This window comes from Aliikangiella litoralis (assembly GCF_052495765.1).
The window spans coordinates 1,625,766-1,642,355 of record NZ_CP199292.1; the positions used below are offsets into that span (position 1 = coordinate 1,625,766).

General features: G+C 37.6%; 17 protein-coding genes. 11 read left to right on the forward strand and 6 right to left on the reverse strand.

Features of this window, described 5'->3' with window-relative positions; translation table 11 throughout:
• Positions 1-31: 31 nt before the first annotated feature.
• The 3 genes from ACT5E3_RS06830 to tnpA all read left to right on the forward strand — a co-directional run bounded on the left by ACT5E3_RS06830 (position 32) and on the right by tnpA (position 1,457).
• On the forward strand, positions 32-280 hold the full coding sequence (locus tag ACT5E3_RS06830) for a hypothetical protein (protein WP_444997555.1): 249 nt from the start codon (positions 32-34) through the stop codon (positions 278-280).
• Positions 273-776 carry a hypothetical protein gene (locus ACT5E3_RS06835; protein WP_444997556.1) on the forward strand — a complete coding sequence of 168 codons (504 nt, stop codon included), beginning with the start codon at positions 273-275 and terminating at the stop codon, positions 774-776. Before ACT5E3_RS06830 ends, ACT5E3_RS06835 begins: the two co-directional genes overlap by 8 nt.
• Positions 777-1,154: 378 nt before the next feature.
• A complete protein-coding gene (gene tnpA / locus ACT5E3_RS06840) occupies positions 1,155-1,457 on the forward strand; it encodes an IS66 family insertion sequence element accessory protein TnpA (protein ID WP_444997557.1) in 303 nt (100 codons plus the stop codon).
• A gap of 268 nt (positions 1,458-1,725) precedes the next feature.
• On the opposite strand, the gene ACT5E3_RS06845 is transcribed toward tnpA, so the two are convergent.
• The 6 genes from ACT5E3_RS06845 to ACT5E3_RS06870 form a co-directional block, all read right to left on the reverse strand.
• Positions 1,726-2,361: an AAA family ATPase gene (locus tag ACT5E3_RS06845; protein ID WP_444997558.1), complete on the reverse strand. Its 636-nt coding sequence runs from the start codon at positions 2,359-2,361 to the stop codon at positions 1,726-1,728.
• A 375-nt stretch (positions 2,362-2,736) separates the two neighbouring features.
• Positions 2,737-3,543 carry an ExeA family protein gene (locus ACT5E3_RS06850; RefSeq protein ID WP_444997559.1) on the reverse strand — a complete coding sequence of 269 codons (807 nt, stop codon included), beginning with the start codon at positions 3,541-3,543 and terminating at the stop codon, positions 2,737-2,739.
• Positions 3,540-4,784, reverse strand: a complete 1,245-nt coding sequence (locus ACT5E3_RS06855; RefSeq protein WP_444997560.1) for a DDE-type integrase/transposase/recombinase — start codon at positions 4,782-4,784, stop codon at positions 3,540-3,542. The genes ACT5E3_RS06850 and ACT5E3_RS06855 overlap by 4 nt, the downstream gene beginning before the upstream one ends.
• Before the next feature lie 158 nt (positions 4,785-4,942).
• On the reverse strand, positions 4,943-5,512 hold the full coding sequence (locus tag ACT5E3_RS06860) for a hypothetical protein (protein WP_444997561.1): 570 nt from the start codon (positions 5,510-5,512) through the stop codon (positions 4,943-4,945).
• 321 nt (positions 5,513-5,833) lie between these two features.
• Complete coding sequence (locus tag ACT5E3_RS06865; RefSeq protein WP_444997562.1) at positions 5,834-6,973, reverse strand: S41 family peptidase; 1,140 nt, start codon at positions 6,971-6,973, stop codon at positions 5,834-5,836.
• A 53-nt stretch (positions 6,974-7,026) separates the two neighbouring features.
• On the reverse strand, positions 7,027-7,485 hold the full coding sequence (locus ACT5E3_RS06870) for a MarR family winged helix-turn-helix transcriptional regulator (RefSeq protein WP_444997563.1): 459 nt from the start codon (positions 7,483-7,485) through the stop codon (positions 7,027-7,029).
• A 440-nt stretch (positions 7,486-7,925) separates the two neighbouring features.
• Here ACT5E3_RS06870 and ACT5E3_RS06875 point away from each other — a divergent pair, with 440 nt between their 5' ends.
• From ACT5E3_RS06875 to mraY, 8 genes are all read left to right on the forward strand, one after another.
• Positions 7,926-8,720, forward strand: a complete 795-nt coding sequence (locus ACT5E3_RS06875) for a hypothetical protein (protein WP_444997564.1) — start codon at positions 7,926-7,928, stop codon at positions 8,718-8,720.
• A 407-nt stretch (positions 8,721-9,127) separates the two neighbouring features.
• Positions 9,128-9,583 (forward strand): division/cell wall cluster transcriptional repressor MraZ, encoded by a 456-nt coding sequence (gene mraZ / locus ACT5E3_RS06880; protein WP_444997565.1) that lies wholly within the window; start codon positions 9,128-9,130, stop codon positions 9,581-9,583.
• Between the two features lie 3 nt (positions 9,584-9,586).
• Positions 9,587-10,516, forward strand: a complete 930-nt coding sequence (gene rsmH / locus ACT5E3_RS06885) for a 16S rRNA (cytosine(1402)-N(4))-methyltransferase RsmH (protein WP_444997566.1) — start codon at positions 9,587-9,589, stop codon at positions 10,514-10,516.
• Positions 10,517-10,545: 29 nt separating this feature from the next.
• Positions 10,546-10,887 (forward strand): cell division protein FtsL, encoded by a 342-nt coding sequence (gene ftsL, locus ACT5E3_RS06890; RefSeq protein WP_444997567.1) that lies wholly within the window; start codon positions 10,546-10,548, stop codon positions 10,885-10,887.
• Positions 10,884-12,620 (forward strand): peptidoglycan D,D-transpeptidase FtsI family protein, encoded by a 1,737-nt coding sequence (locus ACT5E3_RS06895; protein WP_444997568.1) that lies wholly within the window; start codon positions 10,884-10,886, stop codon positions 12,618-12,620. Before ftsL ends, ACT5E3_RS06895 begins: the two co-directional genes overlap by 4 nt.
• Positions 12,613-14,124, forward strand: a complete 1,512-nt coding sequence (locus tag ACT5E3_RS06900; protein ID WP_444997569.1) for a UDP-N-acetylmuramoyl-L-alanyl-D-glutamate--2,6-diaminopimelate ligase — start codon at positions 12,613-12,615, stop codon at positions 14,122-14,124. The genes ACT5E3_RS06895 and ACT5E3_RS06900 overlap by 8 nt, the downstream gene beginning before the upstream one ends.
• Positions 14,121-15,503, forward strand: a complete 1,383-nt coding sequence (locus ACT5E3_RS06905; RefSeq protein ID WP_444997570.1) for a UDP-N-acetylmuramoyl-tripeptide--D-alanyl-D-alanine ligase — start codon at positions 14,121-14,123, stop codon at positions 15,501-15,503. Before ACT5E3_RS06900 ends, ACT5E3_RS06905 begins: the two co-directional genes overlap by 4 nt.
• 2 nt (positions 15,504-15,505) lie before the next feature.
• Positions 15,506-16,588 (forward strand): phospho-N-acetylmuramoyl-pentapeptide-transferase, encoded by a 1,083-nt coding sequence (gene mraY, locus ACT5E3_RS06910; RefSeq protein ID WP_444997571.1) that lies wholly within the window; start codon positions 15,506-15,508, stop codon positions 16,586-16,588.
• Positions 16,589-16,590: the final 2 nt, after the last annotated feature.

Sequence of the window (16,590 nt, forward strand, 5' to 3'; positions counted from 1 at the left end):
TTTTTGTTGTCACACCCTACGCATCTGACAAATGCTAATAGATAGTACATGGCTATTGGTTTGCCGCCGTCAGACAGTGATGTGCATTTTAAAAAAGTTGTCTGACCCTATTGATTATTTTGGTGATTTATATGAATTTGCACCGAGAATTATGGACAACCCTTCTGGTAATGAAATAATTACAATGCGAAACCTATTGAATTTGCAGGCAATAAAAGAGCATGGGAGTGGTACTCCATATTTAATCAGGTATAGATATGAGGATGAGCATTTTGAATAAATCTTTTGTGAATAAATTTACTATCTTAATATCAATTTTAATTGGTATAGCTGTATTCTTTTCCTGGTTTGTGAATGGGGATGATGATCAGTGGAATGGTTATGAATACGTTTGGGGTAGAGAAGATAATGTACACCTAAGCAAAGATGGCTTAACTATAGTGAAGTCCACTATTATTAATATTGATATTAGTGACAACTTTATTGTTGGTTTAAGATTACCTGCTAAAAACGTTACCTGTGATGGCGGTGCAGGCAGTAATATTATGCTTGTTAATAATGAAGAATACTTCATCTTAAATTCAAGTACTGGGGTACTTCACGAATTTAAGGATAGGGTAGAGTTTGAAAAGAAATTAAGCTCTTTTGAGATAAAGGAAAAAATATCTTTAGATTATTCTCGTTTTAAAGTCGTATGGGACAGGTATTCTAATTATTATGATGATAATAAAAAATACTATAGTGGTTGTAATGATGCTGAACGAGGACAGCCTTAACTTTTAAAGCCTTCAAACTCAGTCCTGACTCAGGGCTTTTTAAGTTGGGGTTTGTTGGGTTGGTTAAGTCGTTTTTTATTGGTCTTCACTAAGTTGTAGTAGCTCAGACTTGATCTGACAGTTACCCGTTTTTCCAACGGTATCTGTCAGTTTAGATTTGCACTGAATGGGGACATATATGGATGCCTCCTTAATGTCAAGGCAATAAAATTCTTTCGTGATTAAAATCAACCACGACTGATAGAGTTATTCCCGTTTTTAATGTAGATTACCAATTTACCATCGAAACTTTTCGTAAACGTCTAGCCATTTACACCTACCATCAGATTTTTCCCACTTTAAACTATCTCCAGTTGACTTAAAATCTGGAGATACCTCATGAAACGCAGAGCAGAGCAAGAATGGCTTGCACTTTTTAAACAACATGAACAAAGTGGTTTGAGTGCTGCCGAATTTTGTCGAAAACATCAGCTTAATGCTAAGTACTTTTCTAAACGCCAATTTGACTTAAACTGGAAGCAGTCCCGTAAAACTGCGAACCAGTCATTTATTCAGGTTAAGCGTCCCGAGTTAAACCTATCTCCTTCATCCATTCAATTGACAATTGGTCAAACGCAATTGTATTTACCCCAATCGATTGATGCCAACTGGTTAGCAATACTCGTTAAGGCACTAACATGAAGTGTAGATTACTTTTTTACCATCATACTTTTTACTAAATTATACGTCATACAATTTACTAAAATTTGAGCAGTTTTACCGCGCTATTGTCGTACACTATTTTAGCTTTGCCAAACTATTGTCGTACGCTGTACCAAATTGTCATCGAACACTTTGTGGATAACTTTTTTAAAACAATTTTTGCATAAAAAAAGGGCTTTCGCCCTCGGTAAAAATTTGCTCTAATGCTCGCGTAGCGAGCATTATAAAGTGCCGTTGGAAGTTCTGATTAAGAGACTTGCTGCTTGATCAATTCCTCGTGCGATCGCCAATGCGGTTGCACGAGGACGTGATTAACATGAGTAATTGTCACCAACTTTTTTGTTTCTCTCGCCGCTTCGATAAGGCTGGCTAGACACAGGTTTCTACAGAGCCGTAAGTTGCCCTCACTTGAGCGAATAATTAAGGCCATTGCAGCTTCGTCGAAAGTGTTAACGCCTAGCTTGGCACTTTCCAATTCTTTGACGATATAGCGCTCCATATCTTCATCATTAAGCGGTTTAATGCTGGCAGAGTAGGTGATTCGGCTTTTAATGTCTTTGTTTGTGCTGAGTGATAGATAGTGTAATAGTTCCGGTTGACCCAGTAGCACCAGGTTATGATTTTTAGGAAAGCGTTCGAACAATAAACGCAATTTTCTTAGCACCGATAAATCGAGTAAGTGCGCTTCATCAATCAAAATGTATAAGGTTTTACGCTCTCTCACTTGCGCGAAGGCAGCTTGAATTAAGTTGCTTTCAATCTGTTTTTCGCTGGTTTCAATTTTAAAAGATTCAGCCAGTTGCCAGAGAATTTGCCGATAAGTATGCAGGGTGCGCGAGCAGGAGACAACGGTGCATTCGCGTTCATTGTTGTAGATTACCAATTTACCGTTGAAACTTTTCCCAAAATTTTCATCGTATAATTTTGGTTAAAGTTTAATCGAATTCCCAGTTTACCGTCGAGTCCTATTTTTGTTTTTCCAATTTGTCGCCGAACATTTTCCCAAAGCTGATCGTAAAAAAGCTTACTGAACTCAGTAAGCTTTCGATGGGGTTGGGAATTGATGTAGATTACCAATTTACCGTTGAAACTTTTCCCAAAATTTTCATCGTATAATTTTGGTTAAAGTTTAATCGAATTCCCAGTTTACCGTCGAGTCCTATTTTTGTTTTTCCAATTTGTCGCCGAACATTTTCCCAAAGCTGATCGTAAAAAAGCTTACTGAACTCAGTAAGCTTTCGATGGGGTTGGGAATTGATTATTGTGCTTGTTGTTTGATTAACTCCTCATGAGATCGCCAATGAGGTTGTATTAGCACATTATTGACGTGAGTTAATGAAACGATTTTTTTACCTTCTCTTGCTGCCTCAAGTAGTGAGGCATAACAAAGGTTACGACACAATCGCAAATTCCCCTGAGCAGAGCGACAGATTAATTCGGTCGCGTCTTCATTGTAACAGTTTGCACCGAGTTTAACCTTTGCCAGTTCATTCACGATAAAACCTTTTAAATCATTGTCATTTAAAGGCAAGAGTGTTTGCGAATAAGTGATCCGGCTCTTGACATCACGATTGACTGTCATGGATAAAAAATAAAATAAATCGCGCTGCCCCAATAAAATCAGGTTATGATTTTTGGGAAAGCGATCAAACAACAATCGCAATTTTTTTAGCACCGACATATCCAGCAAATGAGCTTCATCAATCACAGTGAAAACGGTTTTGCGGTCACGTGCGTGATGAAACGCAGTCTGAATCAACTCTTTCTCCAGCTGTTTTTCAGAAGGCTCTATTTTAAATGACTCAGCCAACTGGCGAATAATCTGAGTGTAAGTATGTAATGTTCTTGTACAGGATGCAACGACAAATTCTCTTTCCTGATTCAGTTTTTCAATGTGTTCTCGAAGTACACTTTTGCCAACACCTGGCTCTCCAACAATAACAGAAAATCCTCCTTGAGACGCATGGACTTTTATCATGTCCATCATACTTTGTTGTTGTGGTAACAGGGATGAAACTTGACGACTGAATGGTTCCTGCGTAATCCCCAAGAGCGCTTTTATCATACGTCAACCTCCCGGTAATATCGTTGACTGAATGCATTGTCATGAAGGTTAAGTACATTGGCCTCTCCCATACGTTGTTCGTTGAAAAAGACAATGACACGATGTTGACTATTGCGAGCATAACGAACCTGAATCGATTTATTTCTTAAGTCGACAGGACATTCGTATGAGATTTTATTCAGTAGAAAAACATTAGTTTTAGAGACTTTGCGTATTTGTTCAATAAAAAATATTTCTTCAGAGAATTCGTCGTTATTTAAAAAACGAATGCGTTGATGATCGAGATTAAAACGGTCAATGGGCTTCATCTGAATGCCAGCGTGGGGTTGACTGTTGTAATCGTTTTCGATCCAGGTTTGTGTTTTCTGGTTAAGAGCTTCGAGCGAATCAAAGTGGATATGTTGCACGAGAAAGCGATCGCGGAAGCCACGAAAAAAGCGCTCGATTTTACCTTTGGCCGCACCATCCCGAACTGGTGCATGCGACAGATGAATATTGAGGCGAACACAGGCCTGCAATATTTCGTTGGATTTGTAATTGGAACCATTATCGAAATACAGCTTTTTAGGGCAACCTCTTTTAAAGAGGGCAGTACGAAAGGCTTCAATCATATTGATGGTATTGTCTTGATAAAAAAATTCAGCATGAGTGATAACACGCGAGGCATCGTCAATGAATGCAATCAGAAATGTTTTGCGCCATCGGCCATCGGCTTGTTTGATTGAAGGGCCATGCAGAGTGTCTGCCTGCCATAAATCATTCGCAAATGGCATGGCGAAACTTTGTCTGAGTTTGTTGGTCTGCTCGGGTGTGAGTAAATCATTGTCATTGAGCATACGATAGAACTGAGTTTGAGACAGTTGGCTGCGCAAAAAATATTGTCGTTCCAATAACAGTCGATACAAAGTGCGTTTGGGAATATTTCCCTGCTTGTTGGGTTTGAGAGTGGGCAGGATATCGGTTATCGCTTCAGCCAGTTCATTCAGTTGCACTTTACGATAGGTACGATTATCCGAACGGGTTTTATTATCGAGTATGGCCATACCATGTTTTTTAAATCGGTAATACCAGGTCTGAATGGTTCTTGGCGTAAACTGTTGTTGTTCGCCTGTGATGGGGTCAATAAACGTTCGCTTGGCGACATCTTTAAAACGATGTTGCAAGCAGTCGCCCTTTGCAAAATCAACTGCACTTAATATTTTCAACCGACACTCAAAAGACGGTTTAGGTTTGCTTTTCATTAATTTCTCCGCAGATTAAACAGAGCGAGAGAATAGAGCCGTTTGTTTCGGATAGGAACTGACAACAACGGTGGTGATAATCCGGTATAAAATAAACCGTTAATATAGCGATAGTAAAAAAAGAAAAAAGCAAGCCTTCCAAAGAGCAAAACAATGGATTATATGGGTAAAAAGAACGCCGTTTGCGTTAATTGCTGAAAGTTCGCGCAACTGTTTTGTGTAGGAAAAAGTCGAACAAGCCCCTCTAAACATTGTTGTAGTGGTGAGAGTTGTTTCGATGAGGTAGCCGAATTGATTGGATGAAATATCTGACTCACCACCGAGCGATAGAGAGACTGCGACTGCTTTAATCGATTCAACCAACGCCAACCCTGTCGCGAACTGTCTGAGTTTGTGGCTTTTCCATAGCTGGCTTTAACCGATAATCGGGATAGAAGCATCAAAATAAAAGTAAAGACTTCAATCGCGGAGTATTTTAATTGTGGGATCCGCGTGTTAAGCAAACAGCGAAAAGAAAACCCACAACCACGACGTCCAAACCGATTAGAGCAAATCACACGTTTACCCACTTTAATTCGATTATTCATGGATAATTGTTGATAGACATACCCGTGCGAAACAAAATCTCGCTGACTTAAACATTGCTTGCAGGTGAGTGGTGTTAATTGAAATCTGAGTTCGGAAGAGAAACGCTCAATCTCATCCATTGAATCAAAAAATCGAGTCATGAGTTAAGAGGTCAAATAATAAACAAAAAGAAACGTTATTATAAAAAATTAATTTGAATTTCCAAAACACCATCTAAAATAAACGTTAAATGTCGATGTTAATTTGGAAAGAAAAGGAGCTATCTGTCTATTGGAATTTGGGAATTAACAATTGTGGCACACTGTTGCTTAAGCAGGGTGATCATCTCAGCACCCGTGACTGTAAACTCATGAATAATTTAGGTTGTACCCTTGTTTCAATTTTATGTGAGACAAGGGCTATCATTAAACTGCCTTTTTTAATTTATTGAGCTTTTTCTTTTTTGACAAATAAAGTTAGAATTAATCATCCTTTGATAATTTCTTTTCGAGAGAATCTACTCGCTTTTTCATTCTATCTATTCGCCCTGGATTTTTTTCTGATTTTATCCAATTATTGAGTATCTTTATCTGCGCTTTGGCTAATGCGTTGCTGGCAGGAACCGATATGTCTGGAGTTACACCTGCGCCTTCCCAGTTACTTTTAGTAACAACATTAAGAGTGCGAGCATTTGGAATAAAGGCTGCGTAATGATCTGTAATCTTAATGATATCACCAGGATGTGCACCTCCACCGGTTGTTTCACCAATAATAGTGGCGCGCTTCAAATGCTTTAATGTGTAGGCGAAGTCTTCGGCCGCTGAAAATGAGTGTTGGCTAGTTAAAATATAAAGCGGCTTATCTGAACCGTAGTGTTCGCCCTTAACAAAACTGCTACTCCAAATTTGCTCGGTTCGATTATTTTCTCGGTAATGAATATTGTTTAAATGTTGTTTTTTATCTAAAAAATAACTGGCTAACATGGCAACTGTTTCGGGATCGCCACCACCATTGTCTCGTAAATCAATGATGAGTGCATCTGTGTTTGAAAGCACTGTCATTGCTGCCGCAATAACGTCTGATGAAAGATGACTATCAGAAAACATGGTCAGATTTAAGTAGCCAATATTAAAAGAGAATCTCTGTATTTGTTCTACACCAAAATTTAATCGCTTGTGAAAGTTTTCATCCTGCATGTCCGTTTGTGAGTCTTCGTTGGGATCGGGAATGGCTGTTTCGCTGTAAAAAACAGCTAAATGCTTATCTGTGGTTAATTTCATCAATGTATCAGTGAGCAGGTTAGAAAATTGGTGTGCATCCATTGAAGGTTTATTGTGTTGTTTAACTGCCTTTAATAGTTGCTGTTTAATTTTTGACACTTTCTTAGGAAAAATATAGCGTTGATTCAACTCTTTTGATAAGTTTGTAATGACATTTTCCATCGCTTTATGAGTGAGGTAAGGTTGTTTCTGTTTGGGGTTAGCCGTTTCCTGAGCGTTTGAAGAAATAGAAAGAAGACTAATCACTATCATAACGACAGTTCGATAAATGAGGCGGTTAATCTGTTGAAAAAATCCTGTTTGTTTAGATAGTTGAGTCTTTTGAGTAAATAATACTTTCATAAATACAGCTCCAATTCGTTTTAAATAGATTTGTTCTAAATTGATTATTTCGGTTATTGCTTTAACTTTTCTACAATAGACTCATAAAATGGCCTTTCTTCTAATGCGATGATTGCTTTTTCTGCTATTTCAGAGAGAGGGTAGCCAATGGTTTTCTCTAATTCTGTTGTAGCTTCATCAACCGCTTTCCAAATAGTCTGAATACTTTGGTAAAGCGCCTTGCCTTTTTCTGATAACTTTATTTGCTTCTGACGAGCATCGATTTTTGATTGAAACGCAAGAATAATACCTTCACGGGCCATAATATTGACTGTTTGAGTCGCCGCGGGTTGAGTGATGCCTCCGTAAGCTGCTATTTCACTGATTGATAATTCCTCATGTTGAATCAAGGCTTTAATCACCGGTGTATATCGAGAACGGTACTCATAGCCCAATTTTTCATAAACTTGATTTAATGAGCCATCCATCATTTCGATTAAATGCCTAAGTTGTGTTCCAAAAGTTCTTTTCATTATGTATAAGTGCTTATGTATTTGATAAGGTGATTGTATAAGCGCTTATGTATATTGTAAAGCAGTTGTCGTGGTAAACATGTAAATAAATATTAAAGCGATATGTGGCTTGTGTTTAAAAAGGGGTAAGTAAGGAGGATAAGTAATGCTGCTAAATTTCGAAAAATAATATTCATTCTACCACGCTTGAAATATTGAAGAACGTTAGTTATATATTCTTTTTTATTGTTTTAGGTTAATATTTAAACAACCTATTGTTTTGCAGGATTTAATGCAAATTAAATTGAATCTAAGTAAAAATTTTGCACATAAGTATGGTTAGATATGCTTTGAAAAATGATGGATCTCAAATTCGCGATGCTATCTATAAGTAGATTGTTTTTCATTTTCAGCTCTTGCAGTATCAGGAGCTACATGTGCTGAAGCCTGAGGCTATTAATTTGAAATACAAATATATTTTATTGATATTGTTATTGCCCCTATACGCAAATGCACATAATATCGACTGCTCAATTAAACTAAATGAAATTCTGCCTGTATTTTTAGAGCAGATTGAATTAGGAAACAAAAGTGTAGCTAAAAGCACTTTTGATATATTGTCCGACTGTGATGCTGATAATACTAATTTATTAAAAATGAAAATAATACTGGCAGAACAAGGTTATTTACGTTTTCAAAAATTATTGTCCACTGAAACAAAAATCCATAGCTCTAGAGAATGGTTACAATTATCTGCTTATAGAGGAGGTATAAATTCTCAGTATGACTATGGCAAAGAGTTGTTCAATGATAATAATGATGAAGCTTTGTGCTGGGTGAGTAGTTCTTTTTTTCAGGGGAACCGTAATGCTGCTAGCTATTTATTAAGTGTGGCTAAGTCTGTGTCGTATGATGAGTTTGTTTATTTGCTTGAAGGAGTGACTATAAAGCTAGTGCTAAATCCCGAGAGTGTAATTCATACTTATTTTTTTACTATGCCTTCATATGCCGTAAAAAGAGAAAAAGAAAGAGGTTTAGATAGGTTGAAGGAGTGGCTAGCTGTCATAAAGGCTAAAAATTTTGAATCGCTTGAAAAGGTTAGTGAAAGGTTGTTTGAAACTATTGAGGCAATACAAAAAAAACCTCAAGAAAAATTAAGTTTTGTTGGGGAGTGCAGGCCAAAAGATAGGTTTCCAGTGTATTTTCAAGCATATTTAAATAAGCTTAGCCATATTATAAAGAAAGCTCGAAAGTAGATGATGATCTGGCTAACTCTAAGCTGCACAGCAAACAAGCAATCATAAATTGGGGCCAGGGCTGCTGCCTTAAATTGAATACGTAATATTTATTTAGCTGCTTTTATTCTTCGCTCCTATCAATTGAATAATATTTAACCAATAATCGCACAAACTTAAAGTATTACTTTAAGTTTGTAGTTTAACTCTATGAATTCACTTCTTATTCGAATATTGACTAAAATTTCAATCTTTTAAAATACGCTAAGTCTTTGTGAAATAAGAAGTATTTCACAATAAATGTAGGGTTTTTCCTTGACAAAAGTGCTCTCCCGTACCTATAGTGCACAAATGTGGAGAAAAGTGTAACTTTGTGCAATACAGTGGTTCATCTGATCAATGAGCCTTTACCTGCAGGGCAAAATTAAGTGTTTCGTGGAGCAAATTCAATCAATTTAGACTCAAAAGGTCGTATCGCGATACCGTCGAAGTATCGTGATGGCATCGTTGAATCTTGCGAATCCCACATGATAGTTACTTGTGACCCTTATGATAGCTGTTTATTGATATTTCCCCTAGCCCACTGGGAAACGACAGAAGCAGATTTACAATCTCTCTCCAACTCGAAACCTCTCCACAGACGTTTGAAAAGAATCATGTTGGCGCATGCGACAGAAGTTGATATGGACTCTAATGGCCGACTATTAATACCTGGTGTATTGCGTGAAAGAGCCGACTTAAATAAAGAAGTTATGTTGATAGGACAAGGAAAGACTTTTCAATTATGGAATGAGGCGGAATGGAACAGGCTAACTGAAGAAGATTTAGCAGAGCTATCAAGTGATGAACTTGATTCCGACCAACTACCAGATCTTTATTACTAAATTATGCAAGCGCAAATAGAACATAACACTGTCTTGCTCAACGAGGCGGTTGATGGCTTAAATATTAAGCCAAATGGAATTTATATTGATGGGACTTTTGGTCGTGGCGGACATAGTCGACTCATTCTAGATAAACTGGGAGCCGAGGGAAAATTAATGGCAATTGATCGTGATCCACAAGCTGCAAAGTCAGCTGAACAATTTAAGGATGATAATAGATTTGAGTTTTTCTATCAGAATTTTGCCAAGATTGGGCCATTGTTGGAACAGAAAAATTTGTTAAAAAAGATAGATGGTATTTTGCTTGATTTAGGTGTTTCGTCTCCGCAGCTAGACCAAGCTGATAGAGGGTTTAGTTTTTTAAGGGATGGACCACTTGATATGAGAATGGATCCAGAAAAAGGTGTTTCGGCAGCTGAATGGTTAGCTATAGCAGAAGTTGATGAAATCAAACGAGTGCTAAAAGATTATGGTGAAGAAAAGTTCGCGACGCGTATTGCTAGAGCAATTATTGAGTATCGTGAAACTGAAGCAATTACGACAACAACCCAGCTGGCTAAAATCGTTGATTTAGCATGCCCGGTTAAAGATAAATTTAAGCACCCGGCGACTAGGAGTTTTCAGGCGATAAGAATATTTGTGAACGATGAGTTGAATGAATTAGAACAAACACTAGAAGTGACTCCTGATTTGCTTGCTAAAGGAGGACGTTTATCTGTGATTAGTTTTCATTCTTTAGAAGACAGAATCGTTAAGCGGTTTATCAAACGTAAATCTAGAGGAGAAAATTTTCCAAAAGGCTTACCTGTGATGGACAGCGAAGTTAACCGTGAGTTTAAGGCTGTTGGCAAAGCAATAAAAGCAAGTTCAACTGAAGTCAGTGTTAACCCGCGTTCAAGAAGTGCTGTATTGAGAGTGGCTGAAAGGCTTTAATAAATTAAAGAGTAAACAAAGATAAAGGAATGAAAAAAAGTAGTCAGAAAAAGAAACCAATTAAACAAGCACCTTCTTTATTGAGGGTTTTGTTGTTTGATGTTGTTATACGTCACTGGTTAGTAAGTGCTCTGGCTGTTTCATTTATTATTTTTTCGATGGTTTTGGCAAATACTAGTCATAAAACAAGACGTTTAACTGCCGAGTGGCAAAAGCTGCGTCAAGAACACCAAGATCAACAGATTCTTTGGGAATCACTGCGTTTGGAATTAACAACTTTAACTGAGCCCGATCGTATTTCAAATTTGGCTAGAAAAGAGTTAGGTATGGTGGAAGTGACCACTAAAAATGAGAAGGTGATTTCGTTGTGAAGCAAGCGAGAAAGCCAAATTCTGTACCTTTAGCTAGTGGCCGCTATTTTGTTTTGATGGGGTTATTATCGTGTGCATTTGTTGCTTTGTTTGCAAGAGCTGTATATCTACAGGTAGATAAATCTGAAGATTTAACAGGAAAAGCGGACTCTCGTAGCGTGAGAAACAAGGAGATTGTTACTCATAGAGGTGTAATTTTAGATCGTAATGGTATTGAGTTAGCGGTTAGTGTGCCAGTTAAATCTGTTTGGGTTGATGTCACAGAAATTATGAAAAAGTCACCAACATTGGCGGAAGAAGATTGGAATCGATTAGCGGTTATTGCTAAGAAAACCCCGCGTGTATTTAAGCAATGGTTAGTGAAAAGAAAAGGACGTCAATTTGCATGGGTTGCACGCCACCTTGATCCTAAAACAGCAAGTATGGTGAAAACTTTAGATTTACCTGGTGTATATATGCGAGATGAGTTTAGGCGCTATTATCCTTCGGCAGAAATTACTGCTCATTTAATTGGGTTTACCGATGTTGATGATAGGGGAAGAGAAGGCTTAGAAAAAGCTTATGATGATTTATTAAGTGGTGAAACCGGAGAAGAAAAAGTTCGCTTAGATTTACAACGACGAGTTATTGAGCAACAAGAGTTAATCAAAGAGGCCGAAAAAGGGCAGGATTTACAGTTGAGTATTGATAGCCGCATTCAAGCAATTGCTTACAAGGCATTAAAAACTGCTGTATTAAAACATCGTGCACGCTCAGGCGCATTAGTCATGATTGATGTTGAAACTAGTGAGGTATTAGCTTTATTGAGTCAGCCTTCTTATAACCCTAACCGTTTTGACTCCAGACACTCAAAGTTGACAAGAAACTCTGCATTTGTCGATAGTTTTGAACCGGGCTCGACAGCAAAACCATTAACTGTTGCGAGCGCATTAGAATCTGGTGTTGTAAAAGCGAGTTCTAAAATTAATACTGCACCAGGCCGTATGCGATTAAATGGGTATTGGGTAAAAGATGGAAAAAACCACGGCGTTTTAGATGTGACTGGTGTTTTGCAAAAATCGAGTAATGTCGGTGTTTCAAAACTGGCGCATTTAATGAGTGATGAAGAGTTTTTGAGTACTTTTTATCAGGTTGGTTTTGGGGTTGATACCGCCAGTGGTTTTCCTGGAGAAAGTTCTGGTCGTATGAACTTTAGAGAGAATTGGAGTGATATCGAAAAAGCAAACGTTTCTTTTGGGTATGGTTTTATGGTAACGCCTGTTCAATTAGCTCAAGCTTATGCCGTTTTAGGGGCTTACGGGATTAAACGACCTTTATCATTATTAAAGCTTGATCAAGTTGAACAAGGAAAGCAAGTGCTTTCAAAAAAAGTTAGCCGTCAAGTTATAAAAATGATGGAAACGGTTGTTGGTGATGGTGGAACAGGTCAAAAAGCAAAAGTGTATGGTTATCGAATTGCTGGAAAAACTGGGACAGCACGTAAAGCTGATAGTGGAGCTTATGGTGATCAATATGCCGTATTTTTTGCTGGACTTGCTCCAGTGTCAAAACCGAAAATAGCAATGGTCGTATTTGTGAACGAGCCTGGTAGTGAAGAATATTATGCTGGGGATGTTGCTGCACCTGTTTTTGCAAAAGTTGCTGCTGAAACTTTAAGGCTACTTAATATTAAGCCAGATCAAGTTGAAGTGGTTGCTGCGAGTGATAGAGCAAAAGGTAATAATAATGGCTGAGTTACTTTTGCAAAATATTCTCAAAAATATTATTGATGTACAGGTTAGTGATGAACTGCTTAATATGTCGGTTGGTGCTTTAAAGCTTGATAGCCGTCAAGTGAATAAAGGTGATACTTTTGTTGCTGTAATGGGGTATGTAGTTGATGGCAGAAAATTTATCCAAAGTGCATTAGATAGTGGTGCCTCTTTAGTTATTGCTGAAGCAGAAAATAATGCTGAATTTGTCAATCAGTTCGAACAAGATAGTCCTATTATTTGGATTAATCAGCTTAACAAACAACTGAGTTTATTGGCGGCCAATTACTACCAAGAACCTTCCAGATTATTAAAAGTTATTGGTGTAACTGGAACTAACGGAAAAACAAGTTGTAGCTATTTAATTACTAAAACATTACAAAAACTACATTTTGAATGCTTTTTATTAGGAACTTTGGGAGTCGGTCAAAGTAGCAATTTAGAAGATTGTAATAATACAACGGTTGATGCAATAACGATGCAGAGAGTGTTGGCTGAAGCCAATCAGGCTGGGGCTCAGTTTGCTTCGATGGAAGTTTCATCACATGGTCTTGATCAGGAAAGAGCTGGTGCCGTTTGTTTTAATACTGCCGTTTATACAAACTTAACCCGCGATCATTTAGATTATCATGAAACGATGGAAAATTATGGTGCCGCTAAGCGCAAATTATTTTTAAGTCCTGAACTTAAAAATGCTGTTATTAATATGGATGATCGTTTTGGCCGAAAACTAGCAAGTGATGAAGCCATAACAGCAATTAAATGGCTAGTGACTACTAAATTACCTACTTCTGGTTCAAATTTAAATCGTTGGGTTTGGGCTGAAGAAGTCGTTTACTCAATAGAAGGTATCCGAGCTAAAATTTATACACCTTGGGGAAGTGGTTTTCTTGATTCTCCATTGATTGGTCAGTTTAACTTATCAAATTTGTTATTGGTTATTGCTGCTTTGGGTGGCATTTTAAAAGACGTTAACCCGGTTTTAGAAGCATTAAAAAATGTACGTTCTGCGCCAGGTAGAATGGAAAAGTTTGGTAATGCAAAAACACCATTAGCTGTGGTCGACTATGCACATACCCCAGACGCTCTGGAGCAATCACTGATTGCTTTGAGAGAGCATTGTGTTGGACTTATTTGGTGTGTGTTTGGTTGTGGAGGTGACAGAGATATAGGAAAAAGAGCATTAATGGCTCGTGTTGCTGAAAAGCTCGCTAACCGTATAGTTGTAACAACAGATAATCCTAGAACTGAATCTGCAGAAAATATTAAACAAGATATTTTTGAAGGTTTTCGTAAGCCAGAAAAAGTCACTTATATTGAAGATAGAGAGTTGGCAATTACTGAAGCGATTAAAAAAGCAAAACCAGGAGATGCATTACTGATTGCCGGAAAAGGGCATGAAGATTACCAAATTATTGGCGCTGAAAAAACTTATCTGAGTGATTTAGAAATTACTCAGAAAGTTATAGAGGGGTATGAGTTGTGATTAAAACTAGCTTATCTGAATTAGCCCCTTATTTAAATGCGACGTTAATTGGAGATGATATTACTATTTCTCAAGTGTATACAGATACTCGCCAATATAGAGACGATAGCTTATTTGTTGCATTAAAAGGTCCCAATTTTGATGCCCATCAGTTTTTGCAAAAAGTTGTAAATCAAGGGGCTAAAGCTGCTGTTGTTGAAAAAAAATGTGATATCAAAATTCCACAACTAGTTGTCAAAGATACTCGGTTAGCGCTTGGTGACTTAGCTCGTTTTAACCGCGAAAAGACTAAACTTAAGTGTGTTGCTATTACTGGCAGCTCGGGCAAAACAACAGTTAAGGAAATGTTAGCAGCCATTTTGCAAAATATTGGCTCTACCCATGCGACCAAAGGTAATTTTAATAATGAAATTGGTGTGCCTCTAACGCTTTTAGATTTACAGGCTGGTCACCAGTTTGGCGTCATTGAACTTGGTGCTAATAAACCGGGTGAGATTGCTTATACGGCTTCAATAACACAAGCCGATGTAGCTGTCATTAACAATGTCGCAGCAGCACATATTGAAGGGTTTGGAGATTTACAAGGGGTTGCTCAAGCTAAAAGTGAGATTTATGGTGAACTGAAAGCTGATGGTATTGCGGTCATTAATAATGACGATGAGTTTGCCGATTTCTGGAAGAAAAGTATTGAAAATAAAATACTTACTTATTCTTGTTCTGGCTCTGCTGATGTTGTTGCAAACAATATTCAACTTCAAGCTAATCACTGTCCAAGCTTTGAATTAGAGTATAACGGTAAAAAATGTTTTGTTAAATTGCCTCTTGCCGGAATACATAATGTTAACAATGCACTTGCTGCCGCAACTTGTGCGATTGGTTTAGGCGTTAGCCTAAAAGATATTGAATTGGGTTTAACTCAGGCGCCATCGGTACAAGGGCGGTTAACGATTGTTCATTTGTTGAATGGTTGTTGTGTTATTGACGATAGCTATAATGCGAATTTAGATTCTATGAGAGCTGCTATTGAGTTGCTCAAAGGTTATGCCGGTATTCGCATACTGGTAATAGGAGATATGGCTGAACTTGGTGAACTGGGTCGTCAATGCCATGAAGAAATTGGTCGTTTAGCTAATCAAGCGAAGATTGATAAATTATTTTCTTTTGGTGTATTAACCAAATTTTCTAATACTTGTTTTAATGGAGAAAAACAGCATTTTTCAAATCAAGAAGAACTCATACAACAATTAAAACATGAGGCGAATGCACAAACGACAATTCTGGTTAAAGGATCGCGTAGTGCACATATGGAAAAAGTGGTCATAGCTCTGAAGGAACATTCTGAGAATGAGAGTTTCGCTTCCCATCGAGGAGGGCATTAATTATGTTACTTTGGTTAGCTGAATATTTAGAACAGTTTTATTCGGGATTTAATCTTTTCGGATATTTAACTATACGTAGTATTTTCGGGGTGCTGACATCATTATTAATTTGCCTTTTGCTTGGGCCATTTATGATTAGAAAGTTAGCTGTAAAACAAATTGGACAAACCGTAAGAGACGATGGACCACAAACTCATTTGAGTAAAGCGGGTACACCAACAATGGGAGGCGCATTAATATTAATCGCCATAGCAATCTCTACTCTTTTATGGTCAGACTTGAATAATCGCTACGTATGGGTTGTTTTATTAACCACACTGGGTTTCGGTATGGTTGGTTGGGTTGATGATTATCGAAAATTAGTGTTCAAGGATCCTAAAGGTTTAGCTTCTCGTTGGAAGTATTTTTGGCAATCAGTTATTGGTTTATTAGCTGCTGTGTATTTATATTTAAGTGTGCAAGTCGATGCCGAAACTATTTTGATTATTCCTTTTTTCAAAAATGTGGCGATCAATCTTGGGTTATTTTATATCTTATTAACTTATTTCGTGATTGTGGGTACAAGTAATGCGGTGAATTTAACTGATGGTCTTGATGGCTTGGCTATTTTGCCGACCGTTTTGGTCGCTGGAGCACTTGGATTAATCGCTTACTTAGCTGGAAATATTAATTTTTCTAGCTATCTATCAATTCCTTATATACCGAGCTCCGGGGAATTAGTTATTTTTTGTGGTGCAATTGCGGGTGCTGGATTGGGATTTTTATGGTTTAACACTTATCCTGCGCAGGTCTTTATGGGAGATGTTGGTGCGCTTGGTTTAGGCGCTGCTTTAGGTACGGTTGCGGTGATTGTTCGTCAAGAATTAGTGTTGTTTATTATGGGCGGCATATTTGTTATGGAAACAGTTTCCGTTATTTTGCAAGTTGCTTCTTTTAAATTAACTGGTCGTAGAATTTTTAATATGGCTCCACTCCATCATCATTATGAATTAAAGGGTTGGCCAGAGCCAAGAGTAATTGTTCGCTTTTGGATTATATCGGTGGTGCTGGTTTTAGTTGGGCTAGCAACATTAAAAATTCGTTAGGA